The 17,159-nt window shown below is 36.6% G+C and carries 11 protein-coding genes; 7 read left to right on the plus strand and 4 right to left on the minus strand.

Going from position 1 to position 17,159, the window contains the following annotated elements; all coding sequences use genetic code 11:
* The first annotated feature begins 34 nt into the window (after positions 1-34).
* The 6 genes from IPK35_08080 to IPK35_08105 all read left to right on the plus strand — a co-directional run bounded on the left by IPK35_08080 (position 35) and on the right by IPK35_08105 (position 8,264).
* A complete protein-coding gene (locus IPK35_08080; protein MBK8053213.1) occupies positions 35-694 on the plus strand; it encodes a CBS domain-containing protein in 660 nt (219 codons plus the stop codon).
* Positions 687-2,120, plus strand: a complete 1,434-nt coding sequence (locus IPK35_08085; protein ID MBK8053214.1) for a hypothetical protein — start codon at positions 687-689, stop codon at positions 2,118-2,120. Before IPK35_08080 ends, IPK35_08085 begins: the two co-directional genes overlap by 8 nt.
* Positions 2,121-2,176: 56 nt before the next feature.
* Positions 2,177-4,003 (plus strand): carboxypeptidase-like regulatory domain-containing protein, encoded by a 1,827-nt coding sequence (locus IPK35_08090; GenBank protein MBK8053215.1) that lies wholly within the window; start codon positions 2,177-2,179, stop codon positions 4,001-4,003.
* A gap of 254 nt (positions 4,004-4,257) precedes the next feature.
* Entirely contained in the window at positions 4,258-6,156 is a 1,899-nt protein-coding gene (locus IPK35_08095; protein ID MBK8053216.1) for a CocE/NonD family hydrolase, read from the plus strand.
* A 31-nt stretch (positions 6,157-6,187) separates the two neighbouring features.
* Positions 6,188-7,804 (plus strand): glycogen synthase, encoded by a 1,617-nt coding sequence (locus IPK35_08100; protein ID MBK8053217.1) that lies wholly within the window; start codon positions 6,188-6,190, stop codon positions 7,802-7,804.
* Positions 7,805-7,865: 61 nt separating this feature from the next.
* Complete coding sequence (locus IPK35_08105; protein MBK8053218.1) at positions 7,866-8,264, plus strand: hypothetical protein; 399 nt, start codon at positions 7,866-7,868, stop codon at positions 8,262-8,264.
* A 296-nt stretch (positions 8,265-8,560) separates the two neighbouring features.
* Here IPK35_08105 and IPK35_08110 read toward each other — a convergent pair whose 3' ends face one another.
* The 4 genes from IPK35_08110 to IPK35_08125 all read right to left on the minus strand — a co-directional run bounded on the left by IPK35_08110 (position 8,561) and on the right by IPK35_08125 (position 11,889).
* Positions 8,561-9,724: a hypothetical protein gene (locus IPK35_08110; GenBank protein MBK8053219.1), complete on the minus strand. Its 1,164-nt coding sequence runs from the start codon at positions 9,722-9,724 to the stop codon at positions 8,561-8,563.
* Positions 9,725-9,796: 72 nt separating this feature from the next.
* On the minus strand, positions 9,797-10,540 hold the full coding sequence (locus tag IPK35_08115; GenBank protein ID MBK8053220.1) for a hypothetical protein: 744 nt from the start codon (positions 10,538-10,540) through the stop codon (positions 9,797-9,799).
* A complete protein-coding gene (locus tag IPK35_08120; GenBank protein ID MBK8053221.1) occupies positions 10,533-11,087 on the minus strand; it encodes an RNA polymerase sigma factor in 555 nt (184 codons plus the stop codon). Before IPK35_08120 ends, IPK35_08115 begins: the two co-directional genes overlap by 8 nt.
* Before the next feature lie 283 nt (positions 11,088-11,370).
* Complete coding sequence (locus IPK35_08125) at positions 11,371-11,889, minus strand: NUDIX domain-containing protein (GenBank protein ID MBK8053222.1); 519 nt, start codon at positions 11,887-11,889, stop codon at positions 11,371-11,373.
* 503 nt (positions 11,890-12,392) lie between these two features.
* Between IPK35_08125 and IPK35_08130 the strand changes: the two genes are divergently transcribed.
* Positions 12,393-16,862 (plus strand): T9SS type A sorting domain-containing protein, encoded by a 4,470-nt coding sequence (locus tag IPK35_08130; protein MBK8053223.1) that lies wholly within the window; start codon positions 12,393-12,395, stop codon positions 16,860-16,862.
* Positions 16,863-17,159: the final 297 nt, after the last annotated feature.

Here is a 17,159-nt window from a genome sequence, read left to right on the forward strand (position 1 = left end):
AATGGCATTTTAAAAACATCTAAAAGAACCTGTTTTGGTAGCTAAAGAACTCATATCTCAGACCATGTTTCCATTGCAGACTTCTGATACAGGCGAAGAAGCCCTTCAGCAGATGCAGGTGTATCATGTTCGCCATTTGCCTATAGTCAATCATGAACAACTGTTGGGTGTACTTTCTGAAGATGACATACTCATACATAATGTCAAAGAAAGTATCGGCTCCTATAGGTTGTCTTATCTCAGACCTTACGCATTTGACAATGAGCATCTTTTTGAAGTGATGACAAAGATGGGAAGGTTTCAACTTACGATGATCCCGGTCATAGACAATGATGAAAACTTCCTTGGTGTAATCACGATGGAAGATTTGTTGCAGTATTTCGCTACACATTTTTCATTTTCTGATCCAGGTAGTATTATCGTACTGGAATCTTCAAAAGGAAATTACTCTCTGTCTCAGATAGCAAGAATTGCAGAATCTGAAGATATCACCATACTGAGCAGCTTTGTAAATAATATTGCGGGCACCAATCAACTTGTTGTCACGCTCAAACTCAACAGGCAGGATGTCTCAGGATTTAAATCTACTCTTGAGAGATTCGGATATGATGTGGCGGCTTCTTTTTCTGAACTGGAGTATCATGATGGTCTCAAAGACAGGTACGATGCTCTGATGTCATATCTCAATGTCTGATGTCTTTTTATCAAACTTTAGTATTTTTAAGAGGTCACTTTCCGGTTTGGTGGCATTAGTCACGATATTCCAGTTCGCACATGCACAGGTAGAGTATGTCATCATAGACAGTATGATGGTGGAAGGAAACAGACTTACAAAACGTCATGTTATCCTTCGTGAAATAGATATCAATAAAGGTGACACCATTCAGCTCAGTCAACTATCTGCGAGTCTCAATATCAATGAAAAAAGACTTTTGAGCATTGGCTTGTTTACTATGGCTGATCTGAATATCAAAAATTGGGATACCAATACAGGACGTTGCAATATCGATATCAGTGTCAGGGAAAACTGGTATATTTATCCTTATCCTATTTTCGAGATTGCAGACAGAAATTTTAATGTATGGAAAGACGAACATAATTATAGCTTTGACAGAATCAACTACGGGGTAGCACTCAATCATATCAATCTCACGGGAAACAAAGATAAGCTGAAACTCAAATTTCAGCGGGGATATACACAAAAGTATGAATTGCTTTATGAGTATCCCTATCTGAGGGGGAAATGGGGAGCAACTCTAAATTTTCTTTACACTAATAACCGTGAAATCATTTACAAAACTTCTGAAAGCAAACCAGTATTTCTCAAGGGCCCTGACGAAAGAAGTATTTTTTTTCAGTATAAGATCAGTGCAGGACTCACTCACAGAACAAGTGCCAAAACCAATCAGTATTTTAAGGTAGAATGGCTGTCTGCCAGTGTGGATAAGTTTGTTTCTGAAGATAAAAATCCGGAATATTTTGGAAACGGAAGGTCATCATTAAGTTTTTTATCACTGGATTACAGAGTAAGGTATGACAATAGTATCTATCCTTTATATCCGTTAGGTGGTCATGCAGTGGAATTCAATATACGAAAAGAAGGTATAGGGAAAAATGATGAGATAACTAACTTATGGGCATCCTTAGCCTTAGAAAATCACCTGCCTGTAATAAAAAATACTATCTTAAGCACAAGGCTCAAAGCAAAAGTAAATTTCTTTGATGACCCTATACCATACTTCCTAAATACTGCCATCGGTTATAAAAATGATATCATCACAGGCTATCAATTGTACGTCATGGATGGTCGCGATTTTGTTATTTTTTCCAATGCCATCAAATTTCTCGCAATAGATAAAAATTTTCAGCTTACACAACGATACCTTCCTGCCCAGTTCAAGTTGATGAATATAAAGCTGTTTGGAAGGTTCAACCTGGATTATGGTTATGCAAGAGATCCGGTATTTGGAAGTAATAATTTTTTAGCCAATAAAATCAATTATGGATACGGTCCCGCACTGGACTTGATTTTATTCAATAATTTTGCCTTGACCTGTCAGTATGGCATCACTTCATTTGGTGAGAAAGGGTGGTTCTTCCAGACGGATTTTAATTTTTAGGTCAGGAACCAAAGTTTGGATATAATAGAATATCTTTAACAAAAATTTTAGTGGCAATGAGGCATTTATTTCTCTTATTACAATTTGGATTGGTGACCCATTTTGGGTTTTCCCAAAATTTTATTACTTCAAAAGTATTAGACAGTAAGTCACGGGAACCACTGGTATATTGTCATATCATAAATATAAGAACTCAATTTTTATATATTACAAATACCGAAGGGGCATTCAGAATCAACGATCCCAATATGAATGACAGTCTGAGGATTACATATTTGGGGTACAAAGACAAGACAATATCTGTATCCCGAATTTTGAAAAATGAAATTATTTTGTTGGAGCCTGATGGACTTCTGCTGAATGAAGTGACAATCAAAGTAAATGATAAAACGCTTTTGGATTTGGTTTTTAAAGCTGGCCAAAGACTCAGAAAAGCTGAAGCTTTTGCTTCTAAAGCATATCTGGAGTTATACAGTGAAGATGAAGGCGATCATTTGGAATTGCTGCAGATGTACTACAATATAAAATGTAAAGGAGCACATATTTCTGACTTTAGATTAAAAGCCGGTAAAATTGCTTTGACTAACAATATGGAAAAAATGTTTGTCAATCTTGGGTCTACTTTTGCGCTTACATTACTCAATCCTGCGAAAGAAAACGATTTTTACCCTAAAACTCCCTTTGAATTAAGCAGAAATCGGCTTGGGAAACAATTCTATTTAAGGGCCATTTCAGGGACAGATGCAAATAATGGCATCATTCATCTGGAATTTGAGCCAATGAAAATGAAGGATTCTCTACATCTGTTCAGTGGCGAAATGTGGATAAGAAAAGCAGACTTTCAAGTCATGAAACTTAAGATTGTTTCTAACCGGGTAGAATCACATCCTTTCTATCCTATAAGAATTACAGATTCTATAGAAAAAGTGGCTGTTGAGATGAACTATCACTTTCATGATGTGCAAGACCGGTCAAGACTCACTCTTTTAACTTTTGATTATACTTTTGATTATGTGAGTTTCAATCAAGAGAGTTCGGCCAACACCCTTCGCAAAATTCAGACTGATGGGCTGATTCATATGTATGATGACAATGAATTGTTTATCTTACCTTTTTTTGAATATGATCCTTTGCATAATGATTACAGAAAAGTATCATTGTTGCCTTACAATAATACTTTTTGGATGAAAAATCAGGCATTGCCTTCTACGGAATTGCAAAAAAAAAGGTACAAACTATTTTCTGAGAATGGCATAACACTCAATTTTGATGAAATCAATTCATTAAAAACCAAAAATAAACATCCGATGGAGGCATTATATGACTTTAATAATATCTTTTGGGATAAAAGTGCTGTTGTTCAACCATCATATCTTTTACAAACTACAAGAAGTTCTGAATTATTTGTCCAACTTTACTTGGATATTAATAAGTATAACGACACTTTTCATATCTTATCCAAAACGATTCTCGATGTTTTCAAATCTCATTACAATCTTGTTGATATCATTGGAGACCAATTTATCTATCTAAATAATTATTTTGATTCATCCAAAAATATTCTCGATGTTTTCAAATCCCAATACAATATTGTCAATAAAATCCAAAATCATTTTATCTACCTAAATATTTATTTTGATTTAGCGGAGATAGTCAGACGCAAAATGCATAATGAGCTGGTAAACGCAAAAGATCTGCGGGAAGTTGATGAAATCTATATTAATTCCAAAGTTCAACTGAAAAAACTTTTGAATGATTACACCTTAGATGTTGAATCTGGTAAAAAATTTAATAATTTAAAAAAATGGAATGATCAGGTAGTTAAAGAGCTCCAACGTGACCATATCCGTAATTTTAAGGCAAGATTGCCCATAATAAATTAGTGCTTGCATTGCAGCTGATTTTGAAGTCTTTTGTCATAACCTATCATGTTCTATCAAGCTGTAACCCTGGTAGAAAAATTTACTAAATCCTTGAAAATCACAGGTCGAAATAGATGGTCATTTTAAATCTTTACATATAATTATTTATATTAATATATAAGCCATACAGCAAAGTTTTTTTAGAGTTTTATTGATGAATTCATATACTTCATTATCTTTACTCTTAATAATTGTTAAACAAGAGACTCATGAAAATGTATAAAAAAATTGTTGTTCTGGTCATTGGTATCATTTTAATGGTAGATGCATTAGATGCTCAAACCACCAATGGGCAGGATTCTGCCTGGATAAGAAACAACTACACCAAAAAAGAAATGATGGTGCCCATGAGAGACGGTGTGAAATTATTTACTTCTGTGTACATTCCCAAGGACAATAGTGAACCACATCCTATTCTGATGAATCGTACACCATATTCATGCTCTCCGTATGGAGAAAGCGAATTCAGGGCATTTTGGGACAATCACTGGAAACAGTATATGAGACGCAATTATATCATAGTGATTCAGGATGTGAGGGGCAGGTGGATGAGTGAAGGCCAGTTTGTAGATGTCAGGCCATACATTGAAAATAAAAAACCTCATGAAACAGACGAAGCTTCTGATACCTATGATGCTATCGAATGGCTGATAAAAAATTTGCCCGATAACAATGGAAAAGTTGGTGTTCTTGGTATTTCTTACCCTGGATTTTATGCCACAATGGCTGCTTTGAGTGGCCATCCTGCACTTGTAGCAGCTAGCCCGCAGGCTCCTGTTACAGATTGGTATATGGGTGACGATTTTCATCACAACGGGGCATTTTTTATGATGGATGGATTTTCATTCTACTCTTCATTTGGAAAACCAAGACCAAAACCAACCACCAAGGGATCACCAGGATTTTCATTTCCAACCAGAGATTCATACAAGTTTTATCTCGAAGCCGGGACTACAAAAAATCTGGCTAAAATGATTGGGGATAGTATTCGTTTTTGGCATGAACTGTACAAACATCCTGACCTTGATGATTGGTGGAAAGCCCGCAATGTCAGGAACTTTGTGCAAAACATACCCGCTCATACGGCTACACTTGTAGTGGGTGGATTGTTTGACGCTGAAGATTGTTACGGGGCATGGCGAACTTACGAATCAATAGAAAAAAAATCAAAAAATAATAACAGGATCATCATGGGTCCATGGAGTCATGGTCAATGGAGTAGGGGAGAGGGCAATCAATTGGGCAACATCCGATTTGACAGTAATACTTCATGGTTTTATCAAAATGAGGTAGAAGTACCATTTTTCATTCACCACCTTGAAGGAAAAGCAAAAATAGACCGACTGCCGGAAGCAAGTATTTTTTTCACAGGTGAAAACAAATGGAGACTTCTCCCTGAATGGCCACTAAAAAATGTCAAAATGACACCACTATATATGCACGAAAAAGAAAAACTTCGATGGTCAGCACCTACGACCAAGAACAGTTTTTCTGAGTATATCAGTGATCCTGCCAAACCAGTGCCATATACAGAAGATGTACACTTCAGAAGGACAAATGCTTATATGACTGATGACCAGAGATTTGCTTCCAGACGACCCGATGTACTTACATTTCAGACTGATATACTCAACGAAGATATGACACTGGGTGGAACCGTAATAGCTGATTTATTTACGAGTGTGACAAGTACTGATGCTGATTATATTGTAAAAATAATAGATGTATTTCCGAGTGATTTTCGGTACTCAGATGTTAGATTTGATTCAGGGAGGAATGGTGATGACAGTTACCCGATGGGTGATTATCAGATGCTGGTAAGAGGTGAAGTGATGCGTGGCAAATATCGGAATAGTTTTGAAAAGCCAGTGCCTTTTGTGCCAAATAAAGTGGAAAAAGTAAGGTTTGAGTTGCCTGATGTCGCACATACTTTTAAAAAAGGTCATCGCATCATGGTACAAGTACAAAGTACCTGGTTTCCGTTGGTGGACAGAAATCCTCAAAAGTTTATCAATATTTATGAAGCGGAAGAGAGTGACTATCAAAAAGCCATGATAAAAATTTGGCATGACAATACTAACACTTCAGGAGTTATCCTTCCAGTAATCAAATGATGTTACGAACAATCATACAAATTTAAAAAAAATGACAAAGAAATCCATTAAAAAAGTAATGCCTGAAAAGGAAAATGACATCAAAATCAGTAAATCAAAAGCAGGGTCATCAAAACCTTCAGCTAAAAAATCTAAGATTCAACATCAGACACCTCAAGAAATGTTTGAATCTTATACTTCAGAAGAGGAACTGATATTACATCCATCACATACTGATACTTTGAATGTGATGTTTGCCAGTGCCGAGTGTTTTCCTATGGCCAAGGTAGGCGGACTGGCAGATGTTGTCGGATCGCTACCGAAATATCTGGGGAAAGCCGGAGTAAAAACAAGTGTCGTAATACCGGCATATGAGATGCCATGGTACGAAGGTAAATTATACCGAATAGTGCACCAGGGACATTTTCATCTTGGGATGGAACATCTTTACTTTGAAGTCAGATATTTTATAGATGATATTTTGGGATTCCCATTTTATAATATTCACATTCCATCCAAATTTGACAGATATGGCGTTTATTCTGATCAGGACGGTAATTTTTTCGGAGATGAGGTGGCAAGAAATATTGCGTTTCAACGTGCATTTTTGACATGGCTCCGAGATGGAAATGTTGCCGTTGATATCGTCCATTGTCATGATCATCATACCGGATTGATCCCTTTTATGATGAAACATGCCTATGAATTCAAGTCATTATCACAAATACCTACTGTCTTTACCATTCACAATGAAAGGTATCAGGGAGCATTTGGTTGGAGCAAACAAAATCTTTTGCCACAGTTTGACAGCTGGAAAACTGGTCTTTTGGAGTGGAACGGCGTGATCAATCCTCTAAGCTCTGCTGTAAGATGTGCTTATAGAGTGACTACCGTATCACCCAATTATATGAACGAATTGATGTATAATTCCTTTGGTCTGGAACATTTATTCAAATCTGAATACTGGAAGTGCAGTGGTATCCTCAATGGTATCGATAACGAAGTATGGGATCCTGCCACTGACCCTATGATTGAACATCATTTTAAGGGTAATGAGATACAGTTCAAAGCTGAAAACAAGAAGGTACTTTGTTCCATCGCAGGATTTGACCCATCCTTGCCGCTATATGCTTTTATCGGGAGGTTGGTTCTTGAAAAAGGTGCTGAGTTTATAGCAGGCATTATTGATACATGGCTTTCAAGACACAGGAATGTCAACTTTATTGTCCTTGGTACCGGTGACAAAAGTATAGAATCTGCTATCTCGACTGCAACTAAAAGGCATCCTTCCAATGTGGCCTGCATGCTCAAGTATAACGAAGCCATGTCTCACAAGATTTATGCCGGCGCAGACTTTTTGCTTATGCCATCGAGAGTAGAGCCTTGTGGTCTCAATCAGATGTTTTCAATGCGGTATGGTACATTGCCTATAGTGAGAACTACAGGTGGCCTTAAAGATAGTGTCAGAGATATATCAGAATCAGGAGGTGTGGGTATCAGGTTTGATCATATGGATTTTGAGCAGATGTTGCATGCTGTGGGCAGAGCTTTTGATCTCTATCACAATACCGAGTTTAAAAATCATTGTGTAAAACAAGCCATGGCTTTGGACTTCTCATGGGATGCATCTGCCAATAGGTACAAAGATATATACAAGAGTATTGTTTAGCCATATTAACAATTGTTGATTATATTGAAGTTACAATTGTTCCCTAATTGATTTATAAAATATGACTGAGTTTGAAAAAGATCCATTGCTTCCCAGCGGACCTTGGGAAGGATTTTATTGTTATGAGGCCGAGGCCGAAAAACATAAAATGGATATAGAGTTGACTTTTTGTGACATGACCGTATCAGGCTCAGGTATAGACGATGTGGGTACATTTCACTGGGAGGGTAATTACGATCTTACCCATTTTAAAGCGAATATTACAAAACAATATCTGACTCATAAGGTGTGGTACAAAGGAGCCATCGATGAAAACGGTATTTGGGGAAATTGGGAGTTGAATATCGGTTGGAACAACATTACCGGTGGATTTCACATCTGGCCAAAAAAACAAAATCAAGGCGAATCCACCATGGAAGTTGGTAAGGAAATATCTATAGTGATGTGTAAGTGTATATGATATCATTGTTGTGATCTTGTATCAATTTTGGAAATTTGCGCCTTGCCAGGCAATTAATAATAAAATTGACATAAAATTCCTGTATGCTTTAAAATATGCCAAAAAGAAAATTGATTGCGAAAATTTAAAATCTTAATTATTTAATTTACAATACATTATGATTTAAATTTTTCGCAGAATATTTTCTATCTACTATAAATTGAAGACCAAAGACTAAAATTATTTATTTGTATAATGAATAAATCCTTGACAGCCCACTTAAGGCCATCAAGGATTTATTATTTGATGGCTTATTCTCAATGAAAATCAAATCTCCCACCAAAGGATATATTGCGCTGTTGTAATGGATTATCAGTAAAAATGGTATTCAGATCATATTTTGCATACAAACTAAAATCTCTGTAACCAAAATATCCACTCAATCCATAAATAATGTCATTTGTGTTGAAATCACCTCTGGTTTCAAGATCGGTTCTGAGACCATCATTTTTGTACTCAAGGATTTGTTTTGTGCGATAATTCACTCCGGCATATCCGCCTATACCCATCCTGATACCCCTTTGGGTTCTAACCACGATTTTTTCATCCTTTTTATCTTCTGATACATATTTTGACCGTTTTGAAAAATCAAATTCAAGATGTAATGGAATGACAAAGTTATTCATTCTGAAGTAAGGTTCATCAGTGAGTGAAAATGGATGTCGAGCCAGTACGGTTTTATTGCCGTCTTTGATATAATGTTGATTATTGTCGGGGCGAAGATTATTATAGGTAAAAGATAGCCCATACTTAAAATTTAAAAATGCTGAGTTGGGTGTTAGCCTTGTTTTCCAAGTCCATCCCCATTCATAAAATCTGGAGTTACTCACTTTGATACCATTATTTTCCAAAGTACCAAGATCATTGCCTGAGATAATATTATTCAATCCAAAAGCAAACACAAATTGAGTTGTGGTGATTGGTTCTCCTCTTTTCTTTTTTCTTGAGCCCCAGTCAAAATCAAAATCCCAATTCAGATCTGATTTGTTTTTGATGTCACCTCTTTTCTTTTTACCCTTTCGCTCCTCGTTATCATCATCATCATTTTTGTCTACATCGTCTTCATCATCCAAAGTAGTGGCTCTCGAATCACTTTCGCCTTTTGATTCGCTATCGTTATTGACTTCACTTTTTACAAGCTCTCTTAGTTCGAGCTCAAAAGGCTCAATTCGAAGAGCAATTTGATTAGCACTTTTTTCAGCTTCAGATTTTTTCATTTCATCAGCCTGGGCTTGTGTGATCTCTTTATTTTCAAGTTTTTGATTTATCTCTTCGACTTTTGCTTTAAGAGCTGCTTTTTCCTGGTCCTTGATAATTTCGATGTTTCTTTTGATGTATTTTACTTGATCTTCAAATTTTTCCTGGCTAAACATGGAAAATTGAGATCCAAAAATGAATAAAAGGATAAAAATGTTTTTCATTTTGATAGATTTTAATGGATTAATAATTTTAAAATATTTTATATTTGATGGGTATTCAATCTTATAAACCGGTTATTCTGCTTTGATTTCGTTTCTTGATATGACAGCAGAAATCATTGGTGATGATATCTCTTTCATTGACTTTATTGCACTAAGCAGGTAACTCCTGTTAGCTTCTTTTTCAGCTTGTCTCAATAATTTATTAGGGTCAATATCATATTTGTTTTGCGTTCCTTGCTGACTTTTTGATATCAAAGCACTTTCTGTATCTGTTAAAAGTTTCTCGGGATCCACCATAACAAAATCAGCAGACTTTACTTGGTGGAGATGGTTTTTTGTATCCTGTATGACTTTATGATCTGATGCTATTTTGTTTTCAGGTTTTTCCACAATGTTTGAGATAGAAATTGGTTGATCGATTTCAGTAGGAAGAGTATTCACTTTAATTTTATTAGATGATGTAGCAGAACCCCAGTTTGATTGACTTTTAGTTTTTGTATCTTTATTGGCGATGGCTTGGAAAGGTACTTGTGTTGTTTCTGCAGGTATACTATTAGCGGTCTTCAGCTCCTTTTCAGTATTTATTGTAATTGTTTTTGCATTTTCTTCGGGCATTAGGAGTAAAATAGATAAAAACATTCCAAAAATTATTAGTGCCACAGCAGCAGATGATTTTAAAAACAAGCGATAAAACCTAGGTTTTATTTTTTCAGATTGAGCTAATAATCCATCAAGTTTGCTCCATGCTTCCGGATCAGGATTTATCCTTCTGTTTTCGAAGTGATGTTTTATGTTGTTTTCTAAATTCTTATCCATTATAAGTTTTATTTTCCTGGTTGATCATATTTTGTAAAAGTCTTCTGGCATAGGCCAATTGAGATTTAGATGTTCCTTCTGATATTTGCAACATTTCAGCAATCTCCAGATGCCTGAATCCTTCTATAGCATAAAGATTAAATACAATTTTGCACCCTTCAGGTAGGCTGTCTATCATATTTTGGTAGTCATCCTGATACAATAAGTCTGCCGGTTGATGAGTATCTGAGAGTTCATTTAAAATTTCTTCACCATATGGGACTGGTTTATTGGACCTGATAAACGATATGCTTTCATTTACCGCAATTCTTCTTATCCATGCTTCAAAGTTTCCTTTTCTTTCGAAAGTGTAAAGTTTTGAAAAAATTTTCATAAATGTTGCAATCATCACATCTTCAGCCTGATACATATCGGGTATATATTGCCGGCAAATACTGAGCAATCTTGGTGAAAATCTATTAAAAAGTTGTTTTTGGGCCACTCGATCGTGTCTGACAGATAAATCAATGATACTGAACAAATCCTGATTGATGTCTACAACCTTCACAATATATCGGTTTATTTCTTTAAATTGGTGAAACTTTTATGTTTTAATACTTCAATGACGATTTAATTATGAAAATGGTTGTAAAATGTTTTTTTTTTTGGTTTTATTTTCAAGTACGTTAGTTATTTTAGTATTAAGTTAAGGTTAGATTGATAATTGACTTATTGTATTTTTTTCATTTGCTCTTCATTGATGAACCCCTTCCGTAGTGAGACCCTTAGTGATGGGTAAGGTCGGGAACAATCGCCTTGATCAATAGAAAAATTTACTTAAACTTGATCCGTCATTCAACACTTACTAAGACACCAGTTGACAAGCCTTCATTTTTAAAAAGGATATCACCCGACAATTCATCAGATATCTCTGTCATGATTAGGTTTTTGTCATAAATGGCGTTTAAGAAAAATGCTTGTTGATTTGCCACAAACTGATAGATATATTTATCTGCAGTTGGAATGTCTGTATTTAGTACTTCGGATTTTGGTATCCAGTAAAATTCCCCTTCATCACAAACAATTTTTTCTACTCTTGGGATAGTAGCTGTGTAAATGAAGCTTATCCAGTTGTATGAAGTAGGAGATGTTTCTGATAGCACACCACAAAATTTTACTTCAGTTAAATCCAGTCCGGTCTCTTCTTTAACTTCTCTCAACATCGCATCATATGGGGATTCATATGATTCTATTTTTCCACCTGGTGGCACAAACTTACTTTTATTTGGGTTTTTACCTCTTTTTAATAATAGAAATGAATCTTCGCAATGTAGTATGCAAAAGACCGCCGCTCTTTTCAATCCTTCCATAAACTGACGATAATTATTAGGTTATAAATAATATGATAATCATAATAGGATCCAATTTCATGTCAAAGTTAATAATATTATCTACACTGATCGCCTATATGATAGTTGATCCAAGTATTTATATAATTATAAAAATATAAAATTAAAATATTTGCACATAAAAATCTTTGATAATAAGTATACTACACTTTAATAAAATTATTAATATATAAAATATAATGTTTTTTATTTGTGTGTAACTAGAAGATTGGCATAAAATTTGGAATTATTCTTATCGAGTAAAACCCTGAATTTGATTCAGGGTAAATTACCAATTTTTAAAATTATAGAAAAATATGGTCTTGAGTTTTAGAAAACTGTTATATCTTCGCTTTGCCATTACAGAAGTAGGTATATACAATAGTCATTTTTTATTCATCCCAATTGTATGTAGATACTTAAAAAAAAATGTAATTATCGCACCCTCAAGATCTTCATTGATCTTGACAAAAACAGTAAATTTTATGAACCTAAGAGCAATCTTTCATTGTTTTTTTATTTTATTTTTTTCAGCAAGCCATGCACAATCCTTAAAACCAAAATCTTTGGTGGAAAATGCAAGAAGCAGTTTTCAACAAGCAGAAGTTAAATTATTTAATTTATCATCTGAAAGAAATTCCATTAAAATACCAGACGAAATAAAAGAATATAGCATATTATCAATAGATAAAAGAGCTATCCAATCTCTGACTCAATCGAGATCACCATTCATATCTATGAAAATTCCGCAGAATGGAAGAAATGACATTTCGTTAGAACTAGTAGAAGTCAATCCATTTTCAGAGGATTTTATACTCAGGAAGGCACCTTCTATGCAGATCGTTTCATTCAATCACGGCAAGCACTATCGCGGGATTGTAAAAGGTCAAGAAAGAAGTATAGCTGCAATTTCTATTTTTGACGATCAGATTGTTGGTATGATTTCTCACCCTTCTGCTACAGGAAATTTGGTAATCGGAAGACTTGAAAATGCTGAGCAGCACATCCTTTATCAGGATGATCAAATAGCAGATAAGAAAAAGGCATCCTGTCAAACGACTGATGACATGAAAAGCTATACTGATGACGAATTAAGACATTCAAATTCTGGCACTCGTGCACTAACAGATTGTGTAAAGCTTTATCTTGAGGTAGATTATGATATTTATACAAGTAAAGGTTCAAGTATCACTAATGTAAATAACTATGTTGCCGGGATATTTAACCAAGTCAATACCTTGTATGCTAATGAGCAAATCAATACAGTTGTATCTGAAATTTTGGTCTGGACGACACCAAGTCCTTACAATTCCACAAGTTCTGATGGAATGCTGACTGCCTTTGGTAACCAAAGACAAGGATTTAATGGTGATTTGGCCATGCTTCTATCTTACAAAGCAAGTGGAGGGATTGCCTGGGTAAACGGACTGTGCAGGACCAATCCTGACTATAGTATGAGTTACTCAGGTATACAAAGCACATATCAGAATGTGCCTACCTATAGCTGGACAGTAGAAGTTTGCACTCATGAATTTGGTCACTTATTTGGCTCTCAACATACACATGCATGTGTATGGAATGGAAATAATACAGCCATCGACGGATGTTATACACCTGAAGGATCATGTTCAAATCCGGGTTTACCCCCCGCTGCAACAGGGGGTACTATTATGTCTTATTGTCACCTTACATCAGTTGGTATAAAGTTCAGCAATGGATTTGGTACCCAACCAGGTAATGTTATGCGAAATAGAGTGAGTGCATCGACATGTTTGCAGGCATGCAACGGCGGTGGTGGCGGTGGTGGAACACAATGTAATGAAGTTTCACTGACGCTTGAGCTTAGAACAGATACATATGCTAACGAAACCACCTGGGAAATAAAAAATAGCGCTGGTGTAATAGTCAGTGCAGGAGGTCCATATTCTTCAGGAAATACTTTACATAATATCAGCCTTTGTTTACCTGCAGGCTGTAATTACACTTTTACCATCAAAGACCTTTATGGAGATGGAATTTGCTGTGCATACGGTAGTGGTTCCTACACTTTAAAGCAAGGTACAAATACAATTATTACGGGAGGGCAATTTGGTGCATCTGAAACCAAATCATTTTGCACATCAGGATCAGCAGCATCCAGCCTCAACCTGAGTACAGCCACGGGAAGTGCCGGTTCAACTGAAGGCGCAGCATCTGTTGGTGTCACATCTAATGTTTCGTGGACTGCAATATCCAATGCGGCATCATGGTGTACGGTGACTCCTGCCAGTGGAAGTAATAACGGCACTCTATCAATAAATTATACTTCAAATACGGCGACGACAAGCCGATCAGCAACAGTAACTGTGACTGGTGGAGGCATCACAAAAACTTATCTTTTAACACAAAGTGGCAGCACTCCTGCATCCACTCTTAATCTAAGTGTTGCATCAGGAAATGCTGGTGCAGCTGCGGGCGCAGCATCTGTTGGTGTCACATCTAATGTTTCGTGGACTGCAACATCCAATGCGGCATCATGGTGTACAGTGACTCCTGCCAGTGGAAGTAATAACGGCACTCTATCAATAAATTATACTTCAAATACAGCGACTACAAGCCGATCAGCGACTGTTACTGTGACTGGTGGAGACATCACAAAAACTTATCTTTTAACACAAAGTGGCAGCACTCCTGCATCCACTCTTAATCTAAGTGTTGCATCAGGAAATGCTGGTGCAGCTGCAGGATCAGCATCTGTTGGTGTCACATCTAATGTTTCGTGGACTGCAATATCCAATGCGGCATCATGGTGTACGGTGACTCCTGCCAGTGGAAGTAATAACGGCACTCTATCAATAAATTATACTTCAAATACAGCGACTACAAGCCGATCAGCGACTGTTACTGTGACTGGTGGAGACATCACAAAAACTTATCTTTTAACACAAAGTGGCAGCACTCCTGCATCCACTCTTAATCTAAGTGTTGCATCAGGAAATGCTGGTGCAGCTGCGGGATCAGCATCTGTTGGTGTTACATCTAATGTTTCGTGGACTGCAACATCCAATGCGGCATCATGGTGTACAGTGACTCCTGCCAGTGGAAGTAATAACGGCACTCTATCAATAAATTATACTTCAAATACGGCGACTACAAGCCGATCAGCGACTGTTACTGTGACTGGTGGAGACATCACAAAAACTTATCTTTTAACACAAAGTGGCAGCACTCCTGCATCCACTCTTAATCTAAGTGTTGCATCAGGAAATGCTGGTGCAGCTGCGGGCGCAGCATCTGTTGGTGTCACATCTAATGTTTCGTGGACTGCAACATCCAATGCGGCATCATGGTGTACAGTGACTCCTGCCAGTGGAAGTAATAACGGGACTCTATCAATAAATTATACTTCAAATACAGCGACTACAAGCCGATCAGCGACTGTTACTGTGACTGGTGGAGGCATCACCAAAAATTACATTTTAACTCAAGCAGTATCTACGGCACCCACTTGCAATGACGGTATTCAAAACGGCAATGAAACAGGGGTAGATTGTGGTGGTTCTTGCCCGGCATGTGGTTCGTGTGTTTCCATTGTATTAGAAATCAGAACTGATCAGTATCCTTCAGAAATTTCGTGGAATATCAAAAATTCAACAGGTGCTATTGCAGTAAGTGGAGGTAATTATGCGGCTAGCCATACAGTCCACGCTCATGCACACTGTCTTCCAGTTGGGTGTTATACACTCAACTTGTTGGATGGTTATGGAGATGGCATTTTGGCACCAGGATATTATAAAATAACTCAGGGCACTACTATATTGGTCAATAATGAAGCTTATGGGTTATCCAAAACTGTCAATTTTTGTGTAGGCAGTAGCAGTAATTCTCAACTAACATTGAGTAATAGCACTGGTTCAGCAGGTGCTGTATCTGGTGTTGCATCTGTGGGTATTTCATCCAATGTTTCATGGACTGCAAGTTCCAATGCTACATCATGGTGTACTGTGACACCTGCTACTGGAAGCAATAATGGAACACTAAATGTAAATTACACAAGTAATACAACTACTGTATCAAGATCGTCAACAATCACGGTAGAGGGCGGAGGTATCACAAAAACTTATGTTTTGACACAGACAGGAATTGCCACACCTACTTGTAGTGATGGTATACAAAATGGTAGTGAAACAGGTGTGGACTGTGGTGGCTCTTGTGCTCCTTGTAGTAGTGGTGGATCAGTAGTTTTATCAGGTAATTACTTCGAAGAAGGGTGGGATGGATGGCTGGATGGTGGTTCAGATTGTTTTAGATATCAGGGTTCATTCTCTCCTGAGGGTCAGTATTCTATCAGGATACGAGATAATTCAGGAACGGAGTCCACCATGACTTCTCCTGTATATAATTTGACTCCTTATAGCTCTGTTTCCATTGAGTTTAAATTCAGAGCAGTAGGGATGGAAACAGGTGAAGATTTTTGGTTAAGGTATTTTAATGGGACTACATGGAGTACGGTAGGTACTTTTATCAGCGGATCATCATTTGCCAACAACCAATTATACACCATCAACATCACCTTGACCGGACAATTTCCGAGCAATGCTAAGTTCAGTTTTCAGTGTGATGCTTCAGAAAATGATGATGAAGTATTTATAGATGCAGTAATCATAAAAGGAAACACAGGTTCTAATCTGATCGAAGAACTGATCTCAATAAAATCAGAAAACAATATAGTGCTGGCTGATGAAAGAATAAATGATATGTCACTTTCACCTAATCCTGCCGAAAATACGGTTCAAATAAAACTATCGGAGACACCAAAGTCAATAAAAATCTTTAATGTGTCCGGACAGCTGATCCAAATGCCGGTTGATATTGAGCAGAGTATAATGGATGTTTCTTTGTTGAAATCAGGAATATATTTCATACAAGCAGAGACTGAGGAAGAAGTATACACCCAAAAACTTATTAAAATCTAAGGAAAATATTAGAAATTTTGGTAAAGAGTTTTCTTCATTAATATGGGGGAAACTCTTTTTTGTTAAATTTATATAGGTTTCTTTAAACGTTTGCTTTTCATTTATTCGCTTCACATTAAAAACCATCATTTTATTCGCAATTCAGGCAAGATGCCTGTTTATATTGCGTCGTAGATAGTAGCTACGACGAACAAATGAAACTGGATAAGAAATCGAGCACAGAGCGAAAAAATGAAATGCACCCCATTAAACCCGTGTGTATAACAAACTGCACGTTTTCAGTATTATTCTTATAAG

It is taken from the genome of Saprospiraceae bacterium, assembly GCA_016713025.1.
GTDB lineage: Bacteria > Bacteroidota > Bacteroidia > Chitinophagales > Saprospiraceae > OLB9.